Genomic DNA, 20,197 nt, shown 5'->3' on the forward strand with positions numbered 1-20,197 from the left:
TCCGTCGGCTAGTCGTTGGCGAGCAGCCAGGCCAGCAGTGCCTTCTGGGCGTGCAGACGGTTCTCCGCCTCGTCCCAGATGATGCTGCGCGGGCCGTCGATGACGTCGGCGGTCACCTCGAACCCACGGTCGGCCGGCAGGCAGTGCATGAAGACGGCGTCGTCGGCGGCGTGCGCCATGAGCGCGTCGTCGACGCGGTACCCCGCGAAGGTGTCGAGGCGCGACTGCTTCTCGGACTCCTTGCCCATCGACACCCAGGTGTCGGTGACGACCACGTCGGCACCTGCGACCGCGGCCACCGGGTCGGTCACCACGAGGACGGAGCCGCCCGTCACGGCGGCGCGTTCCTCGGCGTCGGTGACGACCTGCGCCGACGGGGAGAACTCGGCGGGGGCGGCGACGCGGACGTGCATGCCCGCTGTCGCCCCGGCGAGCAGGTACGACTGCGCCATGTTGCTCGCACCGTCGCCGATGAACGCCACGGTCTGCCCGGCGAGGGCGCCGCGGTGCTCACGGATGGTGAGCAGGTCGGCGAGGAGCTGGCAGGGGTGGAAGTCGTCGGACAGCGCGTTGACGACGGGGACCGTCGTGCCGGCGGCCATCTCCTCGAGCCCAGCCTGACCGTAGGTGCGCCACACGATCGCCGACACCATGCGCTCGAGCACGCGGGCGGTGTCCGACGGGGTCTCCTTGCCGCCGAGCTGGCTGTTCGCCGTCGAGATGATCAGCGGGCTGCCGCCGAGGTCGGAGATGCCGACGTGGAAGGACACCCGGGTGCGGGTCGACGACTTGTCGAAGATCACCGCGACGCTCTGCGGACCGGCCAGCGGCTTCTCCGCCCAGCGGTCGGCCTTCATGCGGTCGGCGATGTCGAGGATCGCGGACTGCTCGGCCTGGCTCAGGTCGTCGTCACGGAGGAAGTGGCGGGTCATGCGGTGGGCTCCTGCGCTGCGGCGACGGCCGCGAGGCTCTGGGCGAGGATCGACAGGAACTCGTCGATCTCGGCGTCGGACACGATGAGCGGCGGCGCGATGCGCAGGCTCGACTCGTTGGGTGCGTTGATGATGAGGCCGCGCTCGAGGGCGGCTGCGTTGACGGCCGGACCGATCGGACCGGTCAGACCGACGCCGATGAGCAGGCCGGTGCCACGGACCTCTTCCACCAGCGGGGAACCGATGGCGCGGATGCCGTCACGGATCCGCTCGCCCTTGACCACTGCGCCGGCGACGAGTTCCGCACGCTCGATCTCCTCGAGCACCGCGTTGGCGACGCGGGTGCCGAGCGGGTTGCCGCCGAAGGTCGACCCGTGCTGGCCGGCCGAGAACAGGTCGGACGCCCAGCCGAACGTGACGAGGGCGCCGATGGGGAAGCCACCGGCGATGCCCTTCGCGACGGTGATCGCGTCCGGCGTCACGCCGTGGCCCTGGAACGCGAACCAGTTGCCGGTCCGGCCGACACCCGTCTGGATCTCGTCGAGGATCAGCAGTGCGCCGTGCTCCGCGGTCAGTCGGCGTGCCGCCAGCAGGAAGCCCTCTGGCAGGTCGACCACGCCGGCCTCGCCCTTGATGGGTTCGAGGATCAGGGCGGCGACGGAGTCGTCGATCGACGCTTCGAGCGCCTCGATCGAGGTGTCTATGTGCTCGACACCCGGGATCATCGGCAGGAAGTCCTGCTGCAGCGCGGGCTTGCCGGTGAGCGCGAGCGCGCCCATCGTGCGGCCGTGGAAGCCCTGCTTGAGCGCGAGGATCCGGGTCTTGGTGCCGTCCGCACCCTTGTTGAGGCGAGCGAGCTTGAACGCGGCCTCGTTCGCCTCGGCGCCGGAGTTGCCGAAGTACACGCGGCCCGGGTCACCCGCGCCGGTGATGCGCTTGAGGCGCTCGGCGAGTTCGAGCTGCGGCGGGGTGGCGAAGTAGTTCGACACGTGCACGAGCTTCGCGGCCTGGTCGGCGATCGCCTCCACCAGGGCGGGGTGCGCGTGGCCGAGCGAGTTCACCGCGATGCCGGCGAGGAAGTCGAGGTACTCGTTGCCGTCGACGTCCCAGACGCGGCAGCCCTGGCCACGCTCGAGCATGATCTTGGGCGGGGTCAGGGATCGCATGAGCGACGCCCCGAACCGGTCGTTCCAGGTCTCGGTCTGCGTCTCGGTGCTCACTGCTGGTGTCCCTTCTCGTCCGTACCCGCCACGTGCTGGCCGGTACTGCTGTCGATCGACGGCGACGCCACGCGACGGCCTATCTCGGCGTGGGTCATCTGGTTCTCGGTTCGTCGGCTCGGGTCCGGGATCACCTCGGTGCCCGCACCCCGCAGGGTGAAGACCTCGAGCAGGATCGAGTGCGGGATCCGGCCGTCGATGATCGTCGCACCGCCGACCCCGCCGACCACGGCGTCGAGGCACGCGGTCATCTTCGGGATCATCCCGGACTCGAGGCTCGGCAGGAGTTCGCGGAGCTCGTCGACGGCGATGAGGTCGACGATCGAGTCACGGTCGGGCCAGTTGCGGTACAGGCCGGGGACGTCGGTGAGCATCATGAGCTTCGAGGCCCGCAGCGCGATCGCCAGGGCACCCGCCGCAGCGTCCGCGTTCACGTTGAGTGCCTGGTCGGGGTGCGCGTCGTCGATCGCGATGCTCGAGACGACCGGGATCCGGCCGGCCTCGATCGCGGCGAGCACACCGGACGGGTCGACGTGGGTGATGTCCCCGACGTGGCCGAGGTCGTACTCCTGCCCGTCGACGACAACGCCCTTCTTCTCGCCGGTGAACAGCGAGCCGCCGTCGCCGAACACGCCGACGGCCAGGCCCTCGCCGTGTTCGTTCACCAAGTCGACGATCTCGCGGTTGACCTCGCCGGCCAGGACGTCGCGGACGACGGTGATCGCCTCGGTCGTCGTGACGCGGTAGCCGCCGCGGAACTCGGACTCGATGCCCTGTTCCTTGAGGGCCGCGGAGATCTGCGGGCCGCCGCCGTGCACGACGACGGGGTGCAGACCGGCGTAGCGCAGGTAGACCATGTCCTCGGCGAAGGCGCGCTTCAGGTCCTCGTTCACCATGGCGTTGCCGCCGAACTTGACCACGACGACCTTGCCCGAGAAGCGCTTCAGCCAGGGCAGCGACTCGATGAGCGTCGCGGCCTTGACCGCGGCGAACTCGTGTTCTTCTTCCTTCGTGAGGGGTGTGCCGGCCCCGTTCGTGTCCGCCGCCATCAGCTGGAGTACGCGCTGTTCTCGTGCACGTAGTCGTGCGTGAGGTCGTTGGTCAGGATCGTGGCCGAGTGCGTGCCGACACCGAGGTCGATGCGCACGTGGGTGTCACGCGGCGTCAGGTCGACGGAGTCGCTCGGTTCGTCGGGTGCGCCCGCGTGGCAGACCCGGACGCCGTTCATGCTGACGTCCACCGCGTACGGGTCGAACTCGGCGTCGGTCGTGCCGATCGCCGCGAGCACCCGGCCCCAGTTCGGGTCGTTGCCGAAGACGGCCGCCTTGAACAGGTTGTTCCGGGCGACGCTCCGACCGACGGTCACGGCGTCGTCCTCCGTCGCGGCGTGCACGACCTCGATCGCGATGTCGTGGCTCGCACCCTCGGCGTCCTGCTGCAGCTGGCGGGCCAGATCGGCGCAGACCGCGGTCAGGGCTTCCTGGAAGTCACCGACCTCGGGCGTCACCCCGCTCGCACCCGACGACAGCAGCACGACGGTGTCGTTCGTGGACATGCAGCCGTCGGAGTCGACTCGGTCGAACGTGATGCGGGTGGCGGCACGGAGCGCCTGGTCGAGCTGGTCCGGCGTCTGCACGGCGTCGGTCGTGATGACGACGAGCATCGTCGCGAGGCCCGGGGCGAGCATCCCGGCACCCTTGGCCATGCCGCCGACGGTCCAGCCGTCCTCGGTCACGACGGACTGCTTGGCCTTCGTGTCCGTCGTCATGATCGCGGTCGCCGCATCGGGACCGCCGTCGCTGCTGAGTGCAGTGCTCGCCAGGTCGACGCCACGGAGCACGTTGTCGCGGAAGGTCTGGTCGCCGACACCGATGAGCCCGGTGGAGCAGACGACGACGTCGCCGGCTCCGATCCCGAGGGCGTCGCCCACGGCCTCGGCCGTCAGGTGCGTGGTCTGGAAGCCGAACGGGCCGGTGAAGCAGTTCGCGCCGCCGGAGTTCAGGACGACGGCACGCGCGACGCCGTCACCGACGACCTGGCGGGACCAGATCACGGGATGCGCCTGGGCCCGGTTGCTGGTGAAGACGGCGGCCACGGCCGCGTCGGGGCCGTCGTTGACGACGAGGGCCACGTCCGGCTTGCCGCTCGTCTTGAGGCCTGCGGTGACACCGGCGGCGCGGAAGCCCGCTGCCGCGGTGACGCCCTGGAGGCCCGGCTCGGTCTGGGTGGTCGTGCCTGCGTCGGTCACGGTGCGACTCCGTCCACGCTGAGGCCCGTGGTCTCGGGGAGACCGAGGGCGATGTTCGCCGACTGGACCGCGGCGCCGGCCGTGCCCTTGGCGAGGTTGTCGAGCGCGGTCACCGCGACGACGCGGCCTGCGGCCTCGTCGACGGCGATGCCGACGAGCGCGGTGTTCGCACCGATCGTGTCCGCGACCCGGGGGAACTCGCCCTCGGGCAGCAGGTGGACGAAGGGCTCGTCGGCGTAGGCCTGCTCCCAGGCGAGCCGGACGTCGCGTGCGCTGACGCCGGGCGAGAGCTTCGCGGTGGTGGTCGCCAGGATCCCCCGCGACATCGGGACCAGGACCGGCGTGAACGAGATCGTCACGTCGGCGGCCCCCGCGACCTGCAGGTTCTGCTGGATCTCGGGGACGTGCCGGTGCGAGCCACCGACGGCGTAGGCGCTGGCGGACCCCATGATCTCGGAGGCCAGGTAGGTGGTGCTGAGCTTCTTGCCGGCGCCGCTCGGGCCGACGCTGAGCACCGCGACGAGGTCGTCGGACTCGACGAGACCGGCCTGGATGCCCGGCTGGATGCCGAGCGTCACCGCGGTGACGTTGCATCCGGGGACCGCGATGCGCTTCGTGCCGACCAGGGCGGAACGCTGCTTGCCCTGCGACGCGATGTCGTCGACCTCGCGCCATTCATCGGCCGAACCCGGGGTGGGCGCCGCGAGCAGGAGCTCGGGCAGCCCGTAGGTCCACGCGCCGAAGTAGTCACCGCCGTAGAACCGCTCCCACGCCGCCGGGTCCGTCAGCCGGTGGTCGGCGCCGCAGTCGATGACGAGCGCGTCGTCGCCGAGTTCCGCGGTGATCGCACCCGACTGCCCGTGCGGCAGCGCCAGGAAGACCACGTCGTGCCCGCGCAGCGTCTCGGCCGTCGTCTCCGCCAGCGTCAGGTGCGACAGGGAACGGAGGTGCGGCTGGGTCGCGATCAGGGGCTGTCCGGCGTTCGAGAACGCCGTCACCGTCCTGACCTCGAACTCGGGGTGGGCGGAGAGCACGCGCAGGAGCTCACCACCCGCGTAGCCGGAGGCTCCCGCCACGGCGACGGATACGGACATGGGATTCCACCTTTGGTCGGACTGGTCGTCGAGAGAGTCGGAGGCGGCGACCCCGGGCGGTGCTGATCCCGTGTGGGTCAGTCGCGCAGGGTCGCCCCGAATCGCTCGCCGGCACGTCGGACAGCGCCGTCACGGGCCTCGGTGGCCTCGGCAGCGGTCAGCGTGCGGTCCGTGGCACGGAAGCGCAGGGCGAACGTCAGGGACTTCTGTCCCTCGTCCACGCCGGAGCCCCGGTAGTCATCCACGAGCCGAGCATACTCCAACAGGTCTCCGGCGCCAGAGCGCACCGCATTCAGCACGTCACCGGCCGGCACGCCGGCATCGACGACGAGCGAGAGGTCCTGCGTGGCCGCCGGGTAGGAGACGATCGGCGCGACCGCGACGAGTTCCGGGGCCGCGGCGACCAGCGCGTCGAGGTCGAGCTCGACGACCGCCACCACCCGGGGCAGGACGGCGGCCTCGGCCAGTTCGGGCAGGAGCTCACCGGCGACGCCCACGACCGTGCCGTCGACGAGCAGCGACGCGGCCCGGCCCGGATGGAGGGACGGGTGGGTCGTCTGCGCGACGGTGAGTTCCACACCGACGGCCCAGGCGACCTGGCGGGCAGCGTCGATCGCGTCGGCGATGCCGAACGGTTCTGCCGTGGTGCCGGGCTGCTTGACGACCCGGTGGCCGGTGAGCAGCGCGGCGACGTGGAACGGCTGGGCGGGCAGCGAGGCGTCCAGCGCCTCGAGCATTGCACGGTCGGGCCGGGCGGCGCCCGCCGGGACCTCGTCGGTGCCGAGCGTCACGCCCGTCACCGGCAGGAACACCCGGGACGTCTCGTAGAGCGCGACGTCGACGAGCCCGCGCGACACGTTGCGACGGGCAGCGTCGACCAGGGCCGGAACGCCGCTCCGGCGCAGGAGGTTCTGCTCGCTGTCCAGGGCGTTCGCGAGCACGACGCTCGGTCCGCCCTGCGGGTCGATCCCCGGGTAGGCGTCCTGCGTGGCCGCCGACACGAACGGTGCCGTGACGACCTCGGTCAGGCCCGCCGCGGCCAGCGCCGAGGCGACCCGACGACGAGCCTGCTGGTGCCGGGTCAGGCCCCGACCGGGCGGCGCGACCGGCAGCACGCTGGGGATCCGGTCGTAGCCGACGATGCGCGCGACCTCTTCGACGAGGGTGGTGTCGTCGGTCAGGTCGGGACGCCAGGTGGGCGGGGTGACCGCGAGCTGCTCGCCGTCGGTCTCGACCGTGGCGCCGATCGCACGGAGCGTGTCGATGACCTCGGCGTCGGTGTACTCGACGCCGACGAGCTCGGCCGGACGCGAGAGCCGCATCGTCACGGTCGCCCGCGGCTCGGTGTCGACGAGCGTGGATCCGAGGGCGTCAGCGGTACCGCCGGCGAGCTCGACGAGGAGCTCGACGGCACGGTTCGCCGCGGCCTCGGCCACCTGCGGGTCGACCCCGCGCTCGAAGCGACGGGATGCCTCGCTGGGGAGCTTGTGGCGACGAGCGGTGCGGGCGACGGAGACCTGGTCGAACCCGGCGGCCTCGATCAGGACGTCGGTGGTGCTCGCCGAGATCTCGGTGCGGGCTCCGCCCATGACGCCGGCGAGGCCGACGGGACCGTCGTCGTCGGTGATGACGAGGTCTTCGGGGTCGAGCTTCCGAACCGTGCCGTCGAGGGTCTCGAGCGTCTCGCCAGCGGTCGCCCGACGCACGCCGAGGCCGCCCGCGATGGTCTGCAGGTCGTAACCGTGCAGCGGCTGGCCGAGCTCGAACATGACGTAGTTCGTGATGTCGACGGGCAGGGAGATCGAGCGCACCCCGGCCAGCGAGAGGCGCGACACCATCCAGGACGGTGTCTTGGCGGCCGGGTCGATCCCGCGCACGACGCGCGTGACGAACGTCGACGCTCCGACTCGACCCCGGATCGGGGCCTGGTCGTCGATCGTGACCCGGAACCCCTCGGCCGCACGCGGCGCGACGCGGTCGACGGGGTCGTGGAAGCGGGCTCCGGTGGCGTGCGCGTACTCACGGGCGACCCCGCGCATGCTGAGGACGTAGCCGCGGTCCGGCGTGACGTTGATCTCGACCGCGGCGTCTTCGAGGCCGAGGAGCGCGATGGCGTCGGCACCGACGGTGGGGTCCATGCCGAGGTCGGCGAAGCGCAGGATGCCGTCGTGCTCTTCGCCCAGCCCGAGCTCGCGGGCCGAGGCGATCATGCCGTCGGACACGTGCCCGTAGGTCTTGCGGGCGGCGATCGGGAACGGCCCCGGCAGGACTGCGCCGGGCAGCGTGACGACGACGAGGTCGCCGACGTCGAAGTTGTGCGCGCCGCAGACGATGCCGCGAGGCTCGGCTTCGCCGACGTCCACCTGGCACCAGTTGATGGTCTTGCCGTTCTTCTGCGGCTCGGGGACGCGCTCGAGGATCCGACCGACCACGATGGGGCCGGTCAGGTCGAAGGTGTGGACGTCCTCTTCCTCGAAGCCGACCGACACGAGCGCCGCGTGGACGTGCTCGAGGGTGACGTCCTCGGGGAGGTCGACAGACTCACCGAGCCAACGGAGTGGGACGCGCATCAGACCACCGTTCCGAACTGCTGCGAGAAGCGGATGTCGCCCTCGAGGAAGTCACGCATGTCGTTCAGGCCGTTGCGGAACTGCAGTGTCCGCTCGATGCCCATGCCGAACGCGAAGCCCTGGTACTCGTCGGGATCGATGCCGGCGGCACGCAGGACGTTGGGGTTCACCATGCCGCAGCCACCCCACTCGACCCACCGCGCGCCACCCTTGGCGTTCGGCTGCCAGACGTCCATCTCGGCGCTGGGCTCGGTGAACGGGAAGTAGTTCGGGCGGAGCCGGATCTGCGCCTCGGCGCCGAACATCTGCCGGGCGAAGTGCTCGAGCGTGCCGCGCAGGTGCGCCATCGTCAGGCCCTTGTCGATCGCGATGCCCTCGACCTGGGTGAAGACCGGCAGGTGCGTGGCGTCGAGCTCGTCGGCACGGTAGACGCGACCCGGCGCGATGACGTACAGCGGGAGGTCGCGCGACAGCAGCGACCGCACCTGCACCGGCGAGGTGTGGGTGCGCATGACCAGGTGCCGGTCGACGGGCTCGACGAAGATCGTGTCCGCCATGGCCCGGGCCGGGTGGTCCTGGTCGAAGTTCAGGGCGTCGAAGTTGAACCACTCGTGCTCGAGCTCGGGGCCTTCTGCCACTTCCCACCCCATGCCGACGAAGATGTCGGCGACGGCTTCGTTCAGCAGCGAGAGCGGGTGGCGGGAGCCGGTGGCGCGGTGGACCGGCAACGCGGTGACGTCGACGCGCTCGGCTTCGAGCCGTGCGTGTTCCTCGGCCACCGCGAGGACGGATTCCTGCTCGGCGATCGCCGCGTTCACCCGCCCACGGGCCTGCCCGACGAGCTTGCCCGCCGCGGCCTTCTGCTCCGGCGGCACACTGCGCATCGATGCGTTCATCCGCGCCAACGGTGACTGCTCACCGGTGTGCTCGGCCCTGGCCTGCTTCAGTTCGGCGACCGTCGTCGTGGCACGGACGGCGGCGAGGGCCGCGTCCACCGCGTCGGCGACGGCCGATTCGCTGATCTCGAGAGGTTCTGACACGAGACCCAAGCCTACCGGCCGTCGGGATACCACCCACCTGCACCGAGCGGACGGTGGATGACCGATGCCGACGACCGGCCTGGGGAGGGAGGAGCGTCAGCTCCGGAGCGCGAAGGCCGACTCGTACAGGCACACCGACGCGGCCGTGGCGAGGTTCATCGACTCCGCCTGCCCGTAGATCGGCACCTTGACGGCCCGGTCGACGAGCGCCAGGTCGTCGGCGGTGAGTCCGCGGGCCTCGTTGCCGAAGACCCACGCGGTCGGACCGTCGAGCATCCCCTCAGCGCGGACCACCGGCAGGTCGTCGCCCGAGACGTCCGCCGCGAGCACCGTGTAGCCGAGGGCCTTCGCCCGCTCGATCGTGTCGGCCAGGGTCACGCCGACGGACACCGGGACGTGGAACAGGGACCCGGTCGTCGACCGGACGACCTTCGGGTTGTACGGGTCGACCGAGCGTCCGGTCAGCACCACCGCGTCGGCGCCGGCTGCGTCGGCGGCCCGGATGATCGTGCCGGCGTTCCCCGGGTCCCGCACCTCTTCGAGGATGGCGACCAGTCCGGGCAACGCGGCCTGCTCGTCGGACGCATCACGGGCCTCCCGGTCGGCGGCGGCCGCAGCGCGGTCCGGGAAGACGTCCTTCACCGACGTCGGGAACTGCTGGCACACCGCCACCACGCCCTGCGGGGTGACCGTGTCGGCCATGGCGTCGAGCACCTGCTCGGTCACGAACCAGATGTCCACCGGCGCGTGGTCGAGCCCGTAGCGGGCTGCGGCGGTCGGGGTCACGTAGAGCTCGCGCAGGAGCTCCGGGGCGTACTCCAGCGCTTCGCGGACCGCTTGGGGCCCTTCCAGCAGGAACAGGCCGGTCTCGGCCCGGACGTCCTTCTTGGCCAGGGCCGCAACGGCCTTCACGCGTCCGGCACGGGGGTTCTCGAGGAGATCGCTCACGACCCAAGTCTAGGAACGACGAAACCCCCGCCGTGCGGCGGGGGTTTCGCGAGCAGAAGAACTGACTACGCAGCCTTCGGGGCCGAGGTGTCGGCCGGGAGGGCCTTCTTCGCGGTCTCGACGAGCGCGGTGAAGGTCTCGGGGTTGTTCACCGCGAGGTCGGCGAGGATGCGACGGTCGACCTCGACGCCGGCCAGGTTGAGACCCTGGATGAGGCGGTTGTAGGTCAGGCCGTTCGCACGGGACGCAGCGTTGATGCGCTGGATCCAGAGGCGACGGAACTCGCCCTTCTTCGCGTGACGGTCGCGGTACGCGTAGACGAGGGAGTGGGTGACCTGCTCCTTGGCCTTGCGGTACAGGCGCGAACGCTGGCCGCGGTAGCCCTCGGCGCGTTCGAGGATGACGCGGCGCTTCTTGGCGGCGTTGACCGCTCTCTTTACTCGTGCCATTGCACTATTCCTTTACGATCCGGGGGCTCAGTGGCCGAGGAGCTTCTTGACGTTCTTCGCGTCACCCTTGGAGAGGACCTGGTCCTCGTTCAGGCGGGCCTTGCGCTTGGAGCTCTTGACCTCGAGGTTGTGACGCATACCGGCCTGCTGCTTCATGATCTTGCCGGTACCGGTGACCTTGAAGCGCTTCTTCGACCCGGAGTGGGTCTTCTGCTTGGGCATGGTGGTGCCTTTCCGTGGGATGGATGGGGGGCCGCGTCGTTGCGGGTTCGGTCCGGGGACCTATTCGGCCGCGGCGTCCGTGGATTCCGCAGCTGCCTCGGACGTGGAACCGGCCTCGGCCTCGTCCTTGCCCTTCGCGGCGTGCTCGGTGGCACGACGCTCGGCCTTCTGTGCAGCACGCTTGGCGTTCTGCTCGCCCTTGACGTCGGACTTGTTCTTGAGCGGGGCGATGATCATCGTCATGTTGCGACCGTCCTGGGTCGGACGCGACTCGACGACACCGAACTCGGCGATCTCTTCCGCGAACTTCTGGAGGAGACGGACACCCTGCTCCGGACGCGACTGCTCGCGGCCACGGAAGAGGATCATCGCCTTCACCTTGTCGCCGCCGAGGAGGAACCCCTCGGCGCGCTTGCGCTTCGTCTCGTAGTCGTGCACGTCGATCTTCAGGCGGAAACGGACCTCTTTCAGGTCCGTGTTCACCTGGTTGCGACGGGCTTCCTTGGCCTTCTGAGCGGCTTCGTACTTGAACTTGCCGTAGTCCATGATCTTGGCCACGGGCGGCTTCGAGTTCGGCGCGACCTCGACCAGATCCAGTTCGGCTTCCTGCGCGAGACGCAGTGCCATGGCGATCGGGACAACGCCGACCTGCTCACCCTGCGGACCGACGAGTCGGACTTCGGGAACGCGGATTCGGTCGTTGGTACGGGGATCGGTGATGCGGAGCTCCTTCAATCAGGTGGTGGCCGTCCGGGGCGTTTGCCCTGGACGACAGCACGAGAGAGGAGATCTGACGCACGGGATGTCGACCCGTTCGGCAGCCGCCCTGCATCGGATCCGTGGGATCCGACCGACGGGTGCAACACGTGCACTCGCGGAGCGGTGGTGACCCGGTAGCCTGGTGGAACGCGGCCGCGGGTGGGAGAGACTCCTCTTTCGTGACACCGTCCGGGTGTTGTCGAGGATCTTGATCTCAGGAGAACTGATGTCAAGGGAACTGACGGCACACGGACAGCATCTGCCGCGAGCAAGCCTAGCAGAGGAGCACCGTGAGCGACACCCCGATCGACGACACCGGCATCGACGCCGCCAGGGACATCGCGGAGGTGCCGGCGGTCGAACTCATCAACACCGTTGCGGTGCACCTGCTCAGTGCCGCGGCCGTCAAGGTCGGCCTGGCAGACGACCCGCAGGAACAGACCGACCTGGACGAGGCGCGGAAGCTCATCACCGCGCTGGCCGGCCTCGTCACCGCAGCCGCGACCGAGATCGGCGACCACCACGCACGTCCGCTCCGCGACGGACTCCGGTCGCTGCAGCTCGCCTTCCGCGAGGCGTCGGCGATCCCGGACCCGATCGGTGCCGGACCGGGCGAGAAGTACACGGGTCCCGTCAACTAGACGACGTCACCCGGTGACGGACGGGAGGCCCGTGGCGGTGTCGCCACGGGCCTCCCGTCCGTTCGTGGGTCGCGCTCAGGACCCGCTGTCACCGACCAGGCGCGCGACGGCCGCGAGCGGGATCCCGACCCAGTCGGGTCGGTTGCGGGTCTCGTAGACGACCTCGTAGACCGCCTTGTCGAGCTCGAAGGAGTCGAGCAGCGCGCCGTGGGCGGTGAGGTCCGCGCCGGCGCCCCGCTGGTAGCCCTCGAGGAAGCGTGCCCGCGCCTCGGCCGCCCAGGCGGCCGCGTCGACCGGTTCGGCGTCGTGCGCCAGCGCACCCGCGACGTAGTCGAACGATCGGAGCATGCCCGCGACGTCGCGCAGGGTGACGTCCGGCAGCGAGCGTTCGTCGAGGGGGCGGAGCGGCTCGCCCTCGAAGTCCAGGAAGACCCACCCGCGGGGGTCCGGTGCCGACAGGACCTGTCCGAGGTGCAGGTCACCGTGGATGCGCTGCAGGTCCGGCCACGTCGCGTCGGCGGCACGGGCGTAGACCGCGCGGATGGCGTCGACGTGGTCGGCGACGGCCGGGGCCTCGCGGGCGGCGGTGTCGAGTCGGGCGTGCATCGTGGCGACGGCGGCGTCCCGTCGGGGCGCGTCGGCCGGTTCCGTCGGCAGCGCTCCGGCGAGGGTGCGGTGCACGTCGGCGAGCGCGGTGCCGAGCTGCTCGGCGCGGTCACCGAACGGCGTGCCGGCCTGCGCCTCCTGCAGGGCGACGCGCCAGGCGTCGTCGAGCCCGGGGAGGAACTCCTGGGCGAAGGCGAGGTGCCCCGTCGCCGTGCCGTCCGGGCGTCCGACGTCGGGCCAGTCGGCGCGGAGGGCGCCGTAGACCCGCGGCACGCGCGTGCTGCCCGCCGCCGTGAGGGCGAGCTGCGTGGTCACGTCGGGGTTGTCGCCGTGGTGCAGCACGCGGAAGACCTTGATGATGACACGGTCGCCGGACTCGGTGTCGCAGATGACCGACGTGTTGGACTGCTCACCCGTCAGGACGCGGGCGGCGGTGACCCGGCCGATCGGGCTGAGGCTGTCCGGTGCCGCGTCGATGCGTGCGGCGAGTGCCGACACCCACGCGAGATCGGTGGTGGCGTCGACGATCGCGCCGTCGGGGTCGCTGGTGATCGGTGACTGGTAGAGGACGGGGACCGCGGGAGCCTCGTCGAGCACCAGCCGGGTCCCGTCGTCGGCCGAGATCGTCCGGAGGCGTGGCACGGACCCCTTCGAGGCGTACCAGCGGCGGTCGGCGATCCAGGACTCGAGGTCGCGGTCGCTCGGCGTGCTGGTGTCCGGGGCGCTGGTGTCGGGGCCGCTGGCGTCTGCGCGGGTGTCTGCGCTCGTGTCTGCGCGGGTGTCGGGGGCGCTGGGTGCTCCGTCGCTCATGCAGCGGAACCTACGCGCCGGGGCCTGGCGAGGTGCCGAGTCCCCCACAGGACGGGCCGGGGAGCACTCCGTCCACAGAACCCCGCTGCCCCCGGTCTGACACGGGTCTGTCGGACGACACTTGCGGCATGCCCCGATCCGCTGCTGCTCCCGCCCCCGCCGCTGACGCTGCACGTGCGCTCCCCGACCCCCGCCGGACCTGGCGGATCCTCGACGACCGCAGGCTCCCCGCGCTCGAGCCGTTCGCCGCCGACGTCCGCCGCCACGAAGCGGTGACGGTACGCGAGACGGTGTGGGACTCCGACGACCGGGTGCTCGCCGCAGAGGGCGTCGTGCTCACACGCTTGCCGGACGGCGACTGGACGATCGACCGGGGCGGGCACGGGACCGGCCCGGAACCGCTCGGGGGCGTGTCCGACGATCCCCCACGGGACGCCGTCGAGGTGTTCCTGCGTGGTCGTCCACTGCGGACCGTCCTGGTCCGTGACACCACCACGACGCTCGTGACCCTCCGTGGCAGGGACGGCCGGGTGCGGGCCGAGGTCGCCGACGTGCGCGTGGACGACGGCGACCCGGACACCACCGTGCTGCGGTCGTCGCGGTGGTGGGCACTGACGGACGACGGACGCGACGGTGCCACGGCACGAGCGGCCGAACGAGCGCTGCACGACGCGGCGACCGATCCGGTCGACGTCGCGTCGGTGCCGCTCCCCCGGGGCCCGGAGCCGGTGCCGGAGCGCCGACGCGGCCGGGCGAAGCGCCTCCGGCCGGACACCGCCGCCGGGTTCGTCCTGCGGGTGCTCGATGTCCTGCGGCGTGACCTCGTCGCGGTGGATCCCCGGGTACGGGCCGACGAGCCCGAAGCCGTGCACGACCTGCGGAAGGTGCTGCGCCGCCTGCGGAGCGTGCTCGCGGCGTTCCGCGGCGCGCTCGACCGCCAGGCGACCGAAGACCTCCGTGCCGCCCTTGCCGAGACCGGACGGATCGCCGGGACCTCTCGCGATGCCGAGGTGCTGCACGCCGGCCTGTCCCGGTCGGCGGCACACGCCCCCGACGGGTACGTGGACACCGAGACCCTGGACCGCATCGGCGCCGAGACCGCGGAACGTCGCAGCGTCGCCGCTGCTGAACTCCGGCGAGCGCTGCGCTCCGACGCCTGGTTCCGGACACTCGATGCCCTCGACGACCTGCTGCTGCGGGCACCGGCCGGCCCGCACGCGGACGACGACGCGGCCACGTTCGCCGCCCGGCGCATCCGGCACGAGCGGGCACGCGTCGGTCGGCTGCTGGGTGATCCGAGCGATGACCTCGACACCCTGCACGAGGTCCGGAAGGCCGCGCGCCGGTTGCGCTATGCCCTGCAGGCGGCCGGTGACGTGCCCGACGTCGGGAAGCGCCGGCTCGGTCGACTGCGACGGGTGCAGGAGACCCTCGGCGAGACGCTCGACGCCGCACACGCCGCCGATGCGTACCGACGGCTGGCAACCGTGGCAGCGCAGCACGGCGAGGACACGTTCGGGTACGGCGTCCTGGCGACGACCGAGCAGACGGCCAGCACGCAGGGCCTGCACCGATCGCGGAAGCTGCTCGCGCGGCTCTGACCGGGTGCGAGAATCGGGCCGTGCCGCACTACTTCGAGGACCTCGCTGCCGGACAGACCTTCACCACGCCGGGGCGCACCATCACCGAGGCTGACGTGGTGTCGTTCGCCTCGTGGACGAACGACAACAACCAGGTGCACACGGACGTCGAGTTCGCGGGGAAGACCCGGTACGGCCAGCGGATCGTGCACGGGTTGCTCGGCACCTCGCTGTGCCTCGGGCTCATCGCGCGCACGGGCGTCTTCGAGGGGTCCGCGGTGGCACTGCTCGGGATCGACCAGTGGCGGTTCACCGAGCCCGTGTTCATCGGCGACACCGTGACCTGCACCGTCGAGGTCCTCGGCACCCGGCTGACGAGCTCGGGAACGACCGGGATCGTCGAACGAGCGGTGGCCCTGCGGAACCAGCACGGCGTGGTCGTCCAGCAGGGACGGATGGACGTCATGGTGCTCACGCGCGACGCCGCGATCGACTGAGCGACCGCTCGACGAGCGGCCCGCCGAACCTGCTCCGCGCAATCCCGACTCGCTCTTTACAACGATGTACCAGCACGGGAGCATGGACGCATGAGCACGCTCGACGGCATCGTGGCCGCACCTGACTCCGCTTCCGCCCCCGGCCTCCCCCTCGCTTCGCGGCAGGACGGCACGTACCCCCGGCCGCAGATGCTCCGCACCGCCTGGGCCGACCTCGACGGCACGTGGTCGTTCCGGAACGACGGCGACGACGAGGCCTGGCGCACCGGCTTCACCGACGCCCGGGAAATCGTCGTCCCGTTCCCGCCCGAGTCCCCGGCCTCGGGCATCGACGAGCCCGGATTCCACCCGGTGGTCTGGTACTCCCGCGCGATCACCCGCTCGGAGCTCGACGCCGCCGGGTTCGGCACCGGCGCGCCCCGGCTCGTGCTGCACTTCGGTGCCGTCGACCACCGTGCCCGCGTCTGGATCGACGGGCAGTTCATCGGCGGGCACGAGGGCGGCCACACCCCGTTCTCCTTCGACGTCACGGAAGCGCTGGCCGCCGACCCCGACGCCGTGCACACCCTGGTGGTCCGCGCCGAGGACGACCCGCACGACCTGACCCAGCCGCGCGGCAAGCAGGACTGGCACGAGGACCCGCACGCGATCTGGTACCGCCGGACCACGGGGATCTGGCAGACGGTCTGGCTCGAGGCCGTGCCGACCGCCTCGATCGCGTCCCTGCGCTGGACGAACGTCGACCACGCGACCATGCGCCTGACGGTCCGGCTCGACGGTCACCGCACCGGCGGCGAGCGCCTGCGCGTCGAGGCCCGCTGGGACGACCGCGACGAGCACCTCGCCACGATCGAGACCACCGTCGGCGAGACCGGGGACGAGTTCGACGTGGTCGTGCCGATCGCGCGGCAGACGAACGGGCAGGCCGAGGACGAGCTGCACTGGACGCCGGACACGCCCCGGCTGATCGACGCCACGGTCACGCTGCTGCCACGCTCCGGCAACGGCACGACGGTGGGCACGGGCGCGCTCGACGCCGTCGCCAGCTACTTCGGGATCCGGACGGTCGGGGTCGATGGGGGCGCGTTCCTGCTCAACGGCCGACGCCATGACGTCCGCAGTGTCCTGAACCAGGGCTACTGGCCCGAGTCGCACATCGCCGCCCCGTCCCGCCAAGCACTCCGCCGCGAGGTCGAACTCATCAAGGAGCTCGGCTTCAACGCGGCCCGCAACCACCAGAAGATCGAGGACCCGCGGTTCCTGTACTGGGCCGACCGGCTCGGCCTCATGGTGTGGGGCGAGGCCCCCGGCGCCTACGCGTTCTCCCCCCGCGCCGTGCAGCGTCTGATGCATGAGTGGATGGACGCTGTCGAGCGTGACGCCTCGCACCCGTCGATCGTCACGTGGGTGCCCGCCAACGAGAGCTGGGGTGTGCAGCACATCGCCACCGACCCGGCCCAGCAGGCCTACGCCCGGGCCCTCGCCGACGTCACGCGGGCGTTGGACCCGACGCGTCCGGTGATCTCCAACGACGGGTGGGAGCACACGAACTCCGACATCGTCACGATCCACGACTACGAGGGCGACGGACCCCGGCTCGCGGCCACCTACGCGGACGAGACCGCACGGACCCGACTCCTCGGTGGCATCGGGCCGGCGGATCGCCGCATCCTGGTCGGCGGCGCCGAGGACCTGGGCCAGCCGGTGATGCTCACCGAGTTCGGCGGCGTGAACTACCAGCCGGGCGTCCAGCGCGAGGACGGCTGGGGGTACACGTCGGCCACTGACGGCGACGACTGGGTCGCCCGGATCACCGCGCTGTACGACGCGATCCGCGCGAGCTCGTTCCTCGCCGGGTCCTGCTACACGCAGCTCACCGACACCATGCAGGAGACGAACGGCCTGCTCAACGCAGACCGCTCCCCGAAGGTGCCGATCGAGCAGATCCGTCGCGCGGTCACGGGGCGCTAGCCGGGAGGCCCGCACTTCGTGAGCAGGAATGGTCGGGTCCGGCAGACGGACCCGACCAGTACTGCTCACGATGCGCACGGGTTGCCTCGCGCCGGGCGGGTGGCGGCCCGCGATGCGGGGCGCGGCCTGCGATCTGGGAAGATCGGGCGGGTGACGAGCGTGGCGGAAGCGAGCCGGGCCTCCAGGCGGGGGTTCCGCAGCCTGCTGACCGGACGGCGCAGCGCCTGGACCACACCGCTGCTGATCTGGGCGGCCTCGCGGGTGGTCAGCACCGTGCTGCTGGCGACCGTGTACCTGCTGGCGACCGCGAACGGCTGGCCGTTCGCCTCGTACCGGCAGGATCCCTCGTTCTTCACGTTCTCGGGCTCGTGGGACGCCTCGTTCTACCGGACCATCGCCGAGCACGGGTACCCGGCGACGCTGCCGACCGATGACTCCGGGCACGTCCTGCCGAACGCGTGGGCGTTCCTGCCCGTGTTCCCCGCGGTGGTGCGGGTCGTGATGACGCTGACCGGCGCCTCGTTCTGGGTCGCCGGGGTCGTGGTGGCGTCGATCGCCGGAGCGGGCGCCTGCGTGCTGCTGTACCGGCTGGTGCTCGCCGTCGGCTGCTCGCACCGCGCCCGCTGGGCGACGGCCCTGTTCGCGTTCGCGCCGACTGGGTTCCTGCTGCAGGTCGCCTACGCGGAGAGCCTGCTGCTCGTGCTGCTGTTCGGTGCCCTGCTCGCCCTGGTCCGGCGACGGTACTGGCTGATCGCGCCGCTCGGTGTCGTGGCGGCGTTCACGAAGCCCGGGGTCCTCGCGCTGGCGCTGGCCCTGGCCGTGCACCTGGTCGTGCGGTGGGTCGGAGCGCACCGTTCGGGGCGCGCTGCCGGAGTGTTCCCGTGGCGGGACCGGATCGCGATCGTGGTGACCGGCCTGGTCGTCGCGGCTGCGGGACTTGCGTGGCCCGTCATCGCGACGGCCGTGACCGGGCGACCGAACGCCTACCTGGACACCGAGCTGTCGTGGTGGGTGGGGTTCGTCGGCCGGCAGCACTTCGCGCCGCTGACGCCGTGGTTCACGATGGCGTCGACGTGGCTCGGGCCGCTCGGCATCGTGCTCGTCGTCGTGGTGCTCGCCGGCGCGGTGTGGTTCTTCTCGCGCAGGAGCACCCGGGCCCTGGGGACCGACGTGCTCGCGTTCACGGCCTCCTACGGGCTGTACCTGGTGGCGGTGTTCCTGCCGCAGCAGTCGTTGCCGCGGTTGCTCATGCCGATGGCGCCGTTGCTCGGATCGGACGTCTTCGTGCGGACACGGCGGCGGGCGGTGGCGTGGCTGGTCGTCGGGGTGTGCCTGCAGCCGGTCGCGATCGTGCTGCTGTGGTTCCTCGGGTACCCGTGAGCGGTGCTGTCGGTCGGCGCTGCAAGACACCGGTGTTCGCCGGTTGAACACGCGCAGACCGCGGTGCGACGCGCGAACACCGGTGTCTTGCGGGCCGCGACAGCGCTACGCGTCGAAGGTGTGGAACCAGGCCGATCCACCGGGGTGCTGCACCGTGATCATCTCGTCGAGGTCGCGGTAGGGGCCGTCCTGGTTGTGGCTCGCCGACTTGATGCGGATGGTGCCGTCGGGCTCGGTGAAGACCTCGGACACGATGGTGGTGTGGTCCGGTGATCCGTTGGCGTTCCAGTCGAAGAACACGATGTCGCCGACCTGCACCTTGTCGCGCTCGTCCGACGAACGCCGGGTGAGTCCGAACTCGGCCGCGTTGGTCTCGAGCCACGGGTCCATCGTCGGGCAGTAGGTCCACGTCGCACTGTGCTCGGCACCGGCTGACCGGTTGTACCAGTCGGACCGCTGTTCCCACCCGCGGGCGATGAGCGTCTGGCTGACGTAGTTCGCGCAGTCGCCGCCGATCGGGTTCATCGTGCCGTACTCGGCGAGGTTGTAGTCCTTCCAGTACCGCATCGCGTAGGCGAGCTGCCGGTCGACGTCGGTCAGTGCGGCGTAGGCCAGGGTGGTCGAAGCGACCGCGCTGCCCGCAGCGGGCGTCGCGGCGGCAGTCGGGGTCGGCGTGGTCGTCGCGGTGTCCTGGGTGGCGCCGCTCTGCCCGTCGTTCGCGGCGCTGCCGTTGCCGTCAGAGGACTGGTTCGCCGACGCGGTGGGCTCGATCACGGAGGTGAAGAGCGCGACGTCGGCGTCACCGGCGGTGTACATCGCCTGGTGCGGGGCCGTGAAGGTCACCTTCGACGCGGTCGCCGTGACGTCGCGCGCAGCGACACCGCCGACGGTGACGCCCTTGACGGCGGCGAGTCCGGTCCCCGTCACGGTGATCGTGACGCCACCGGCGAGCGGGACCTGCGCTGGAGTGACGGCCTTCGCGACGGGCTTCGCCGTCGGGGTGGACGATGCGTCCGCACCCCCGGAGCTCCCGCGCCCGCCGCCCGAACCCTTGCCCGAGTCGCCGCCCTTGTCGCTGCCGGAGGAGCACGCCGCGACGGCGAGCCCGATCCCGGCGACGCCGGCGAGGGACAGGAGTGCGCGGCGGTTCATCGAGGCAGTCATGACACGACCAGCGTAAGCGACACCTCCGTCGTTCCGACACGGCATGATCGTCTTCGGGGGCGAGCG

At 71.2% G+C, this 20,197-nt stretch carries 18 protein-coding genes; 5 read left to right on the forward strand and 13 right to left on the reverse strand.

Annotated features, from left to right (window positions below):
• Positions 1–8 precede the first annotated feature (8 nt).
• The 11 genes from argF to infC form a co-directional block, all read right to left on the reverse strand.
• Entirely contained in the window at positions 9–932 is a 924-nt protein-coding gene (gene argF / locus DEJ08_RS15540; protein ID WP_071405139.1) for an ornithine carbamoyltransferase, read from the reverse strand.
• Complete coding sequence (locus tag DEJ08_RS15545; protein WP_111054038.1) at positions 929–2,152, reverse strand: acetylornithine transaminase; 1,224 nt, start codon at positions 2,150–2,152, stop codon at positions 929–931. The genes argF and DEJ08_RS15545 overlap by 4 nt, the downstream gene beginning before the upstream one ends.
• Positions 2,149–3,201 carry an acetylglutamate kinase gene (gene argB, locus DEJ08_RS15550; protein WP_071405141.1) on the reverse strand — a complete coding sequence of 351 codons (1,053 nt, stop codon included), beginning with the start codon at positions 3,199–3,201 and terminating at the stop codon, positions 2,149–2,151. Before argB ends, DEJ08_RS15545 begins: the two co-directional genes overlap by 4 nt.
• The gene (gene argJ, locus DEJ08_RS15555) at positions 3,201–4,400 is read right to left on the reverse strand and encodes a bifunctional glutamate N-acetyltransferase/amino-acid acetyltransferase ArgJ (RefSeq protein WP_071405142.1); all 1,200 of its coding nucleotides are present in this window, start codon (positions 4,398–4,400) and stop codon (positions 3,201–3,203) included. Before argJ ends, argB begins: the two co-directional genes overlap by 1 nt.
• Entirely contained in the window at positions 4,397–5,494 is a 1,098-nt protein-coding gene (locus tag DEJ08_RS15560) for an N-acetyl-gamma-glutamyl-phosphate reductase (RefSeq protein ID WP_111054039.1), read from the reverse strand. Before DEJ08_RS15560 ends, argJ begins: the two co-directional genes overlap by 4 nt.
• Positions 5,495–5,571: 77 nt before the next feature.
• Complete coding sequence (gene pheT, locus DEJ08_RS15565) at positions 5,572–8,064, reverse strand: phenylalanine--tRNA ligase subunit beta (RefSeq protein WP_111054040.1); 2,493 nt, start codon at positions 8,062–8,064, stop codon at positions 5,572–5,574.
• On the reverse strand, positions 8,064–9,104 hold the full coding sequence (gene pheS / locus DEJ08_RS15570) for a phenylalanine--tRNA ligase subunit alpha (RefSeq protein WP_071405145.1): 1,041 nt from the start codon (positions 9,102–9,104) through the stop codon (positions 8,064–8,066). The genes pheT and pheS overlap by 1 nt, the downstream gene beginning before the upstream one ends.
• A 96-nt stretch (positions 9,105–9,200) precedes the next feature.
• Positions 9,201–10,052, reverse strand: coding sequence for a TrmH family RNA methyltransferase (locus tag DEJ08_RS15575; protein ID WP_111054041.1), 852 nt, complete (start codon positions 10,050–10,052; stop codon positions 9,201–9,203).
• Positions 10,053–10,117: 65 nt separating this feature from the next.
• Positions 10,118–10,501, reverse strand: a complete 384-nt coding sequence (rplT, locus tag DEJ08_RS15580) for a 50S ribosomal protein L20 (protein ID WP_017887975.1) — start codon at positions 10,499–10,501, stop codon at positions 10,118–10,120.
• Between the two features lie 27 nt (positions 10,502–10,528).
• Positions 10,529–10,723: a 50S ribosomal protein L35 gene (gene rpmI / locus DEJ08_RS15585; RefSeq protein ID WP_017887976.1), complete on the reverse strand. Its 195-nt coding sequence runs from the start codon at positions 10,721–10,723 to the stop codon at positions 10,529–10,531.
• 60 nt (positions 10,724–10,783) lie between these two features.
• Positions 10,784–11,458, reverse strand: a complete 675-nt coding sequence (gene infC, locus DEJ08_RS15590; RefSeq protein WP_081827403.1) for a translation initiation factor IF-3 — start codon at positions 11,456–11,458, stop codon at positions 10,784–10,786.
• 314 nt (positions 11,459–11,772) lie between these two features.
• On the opposite strand from infC, the gene DEJ08_RS15595 reads away from it, so the two are divergent.
• Positions 11,773–12,123 carry a DUF1844 domain-containing protein gene (locus DEJ08_RS15595; RefSeq protein WP_027466553.1) on the forward strand — a complete coding sequence of 117 codons (351 nt, stop codon included), beginning with the start codon at positions 11,773–11,775 and terminating at the stop codon, positions 12,121–12,123.
• Between the two features lie 75 nt (positions 12,124–12,198).
• Here the strand turns inward: DEJ08_RS15595 and DEJ08_RS15600 are convergent, their stop codons facing one another.
• Complete coding sequence (locus DEJ08_RS15600) at positions 12,199–13,539, reverse strand: phosphotransferase (RefSeq protein WP_258367009.1); 1,341 nt, start codon at positions 13,537–13,539, stop codon at positions 12,199–12,201.
• A gap of 128 nt (positions 13,540–13,667) precedes the next feature.
• Here DEJ08_RS15600 and DEJ08_RS15605 point away from each other — a divergent pair, with 128 nt between their 5' ends.
• The 4 genes from DEJ08_RS15605 to DEJ08_RS15620 all read left to right on the forward strand — a co-directional run bounded on the left by DEJ08_RS15605 (position 13,668) and on the right by DEJ08_RS15620 (position 18,967).
• A complete protein-coding gene (locus DEJ08_RS15605; RefSeq protein ID WP_111054042.1) occupies positions 13,668–15,140 on the forward strand; it encodes a CYTH and CHAD domain-containing protein in 1,473 nt (490 codons plus the stop codon).
• A 20-nt stretch (positions 15,141–15,160) separates the two neighbouring features.
• Positions 15,161–15,616: a MaoC/PaaZ C-terminal domain-containing protein gene (locus DEJ08_RS15610; RefSeq protein WP_027466555.1), complete on the forward strand. Its 456-nt coding sequence runs from the start codon at positions 15,161–15,163 to the stop codon at positions 15,614–15,616.
• 90 nt (positions 15,617–15,706) lie between these two features.
• Positions 15,707–17,587 carry a glycoside hydrolase family 2 protein gene (locus tag DEJ08_RS15615; protein ID WP_111054043.1) on the forward strand — a complete coding sequence of 627 codons (1,881 nt, stop codon included), beginning with the start codon at positions 15,707–15,709 and terminating at the stop codon, positions 17,585–17,587.
• A gap of 159 nt (positions 17,588–17,746) precedes the next feature.
• The gene (locus tag DEJ08_RS15620) at positions 17,747–18,967 is read left to right on the forward strand and encodes a putative hexosyltransferase (protein WP_258367010.1); all 1,221 of its coding nucleotides are present in this window, start codon (positions 17,747–17,749) and stop codon (positions 18,965–18,967) included.
• Between the two features lie 105 nt (positions 18,968–19,072).
• On the opposite strand, the gene DEJ08_RS15625 is transcribed toward DEJ08_RS15620, so the two are convergent.
• Complete coding sequence (locus DEJ08_RS15625) at positions 19,073–20,131, reverse strand: amidase domain-containing protein (RefSeq protein WP_181438942.1); 1,059 nt, start codon at positions 20,129–20,131, stop codon at positions 19,073–19,075.
• Positions 20,132–20,197: the final 66 nt, after the last annotated feature.

Source organism: Curtobacterium sp. MCLR17_054, from assembly GCF_003234335.2.
GTDB lineage: Bacteria > Actinomycetota > Actinomycetes > Actinomycetales > Microbacteriaceae > Curtobacterium > Curtobacterium flaccumfaciens.

What these genes read in the sequence shown, in the direction of transcription:
- argF (WP_071405139.1), bottom strand. Translation starts at nt 932, where the DNA reads ATGACCCGCCACTTCCTCCGTGACGACGACCTGAGCCAGGCCGAGCAG.
- argB (WP_071405141.1), bottom strand. Translation starts at nt 3,201, where the DNA reads ATGGCGGCGGACACGAACGGGGCCGGCACACCCCTCACGAAGGAAGAA.
- DEJ08_RS15560 (WP_111054039.1), bottom strand. Translation starts at nt 5,494, where the DNA reads ATGTCCGTATCCGTCGCCGTGGCGGGAGCCTCCGGCTACGCGGGTGGT.
- pheT (WP_111054040.1), bottom strand. Translation starts at nt 8,064, where the DNA reads ATGCGCGTCCCACTCCGTTGGCTCGGTGAGTCTGTCGACCTCCCCGAG.
- rplT (WP_017887975.1), bottom strand. Translation starts at nt 10,501, where the DNA reads ATGGCACGAGTAAAGAGAGCGGTCAACGCCGCCAAGAAGCGCCGCGTC.
- rpmI (WP_017887976.1), bottom strand. Translation starts at nt 10,723, where the DNA reads ATGCCCAAGCAGAAGACCCACTCCGGGTCGAAGAAGCGCTTCAAGGTC.
- DEJ08_RS15600 (WP_258367009.1), bottom strand. Translation starts at nt 13,539, where the DNA reads ATGAGCGACGGAGCACCCAGCGCCCCCGACACCCGCGCAGACACGAGC.
- DEJ08_RS15605 (WP_111054042.1), top strand. Translation starts at nt 13,668, where the DNA reads ATGCCCCGATCCGCTGCTGCTCCCGCCCCCGCCGCTGACGCTGCACGT.
- DEJ08_RS15615 (WP_111054043.1), top strand. Translation starts at nt 15,707, where the DNA reads ATGAGCACGCTCGACGGCATCGTGGCCGCACCTGACTCCGCTTCCGCC.
- DEJ08_RS15625 (WP_181438942.1), bottom strand. Translation starts at nt 20,131, where the DNA reads ATGACTGCCTCGATGAACCGCCGCGCACTCCTGTCCCTCGCCGGCGTC.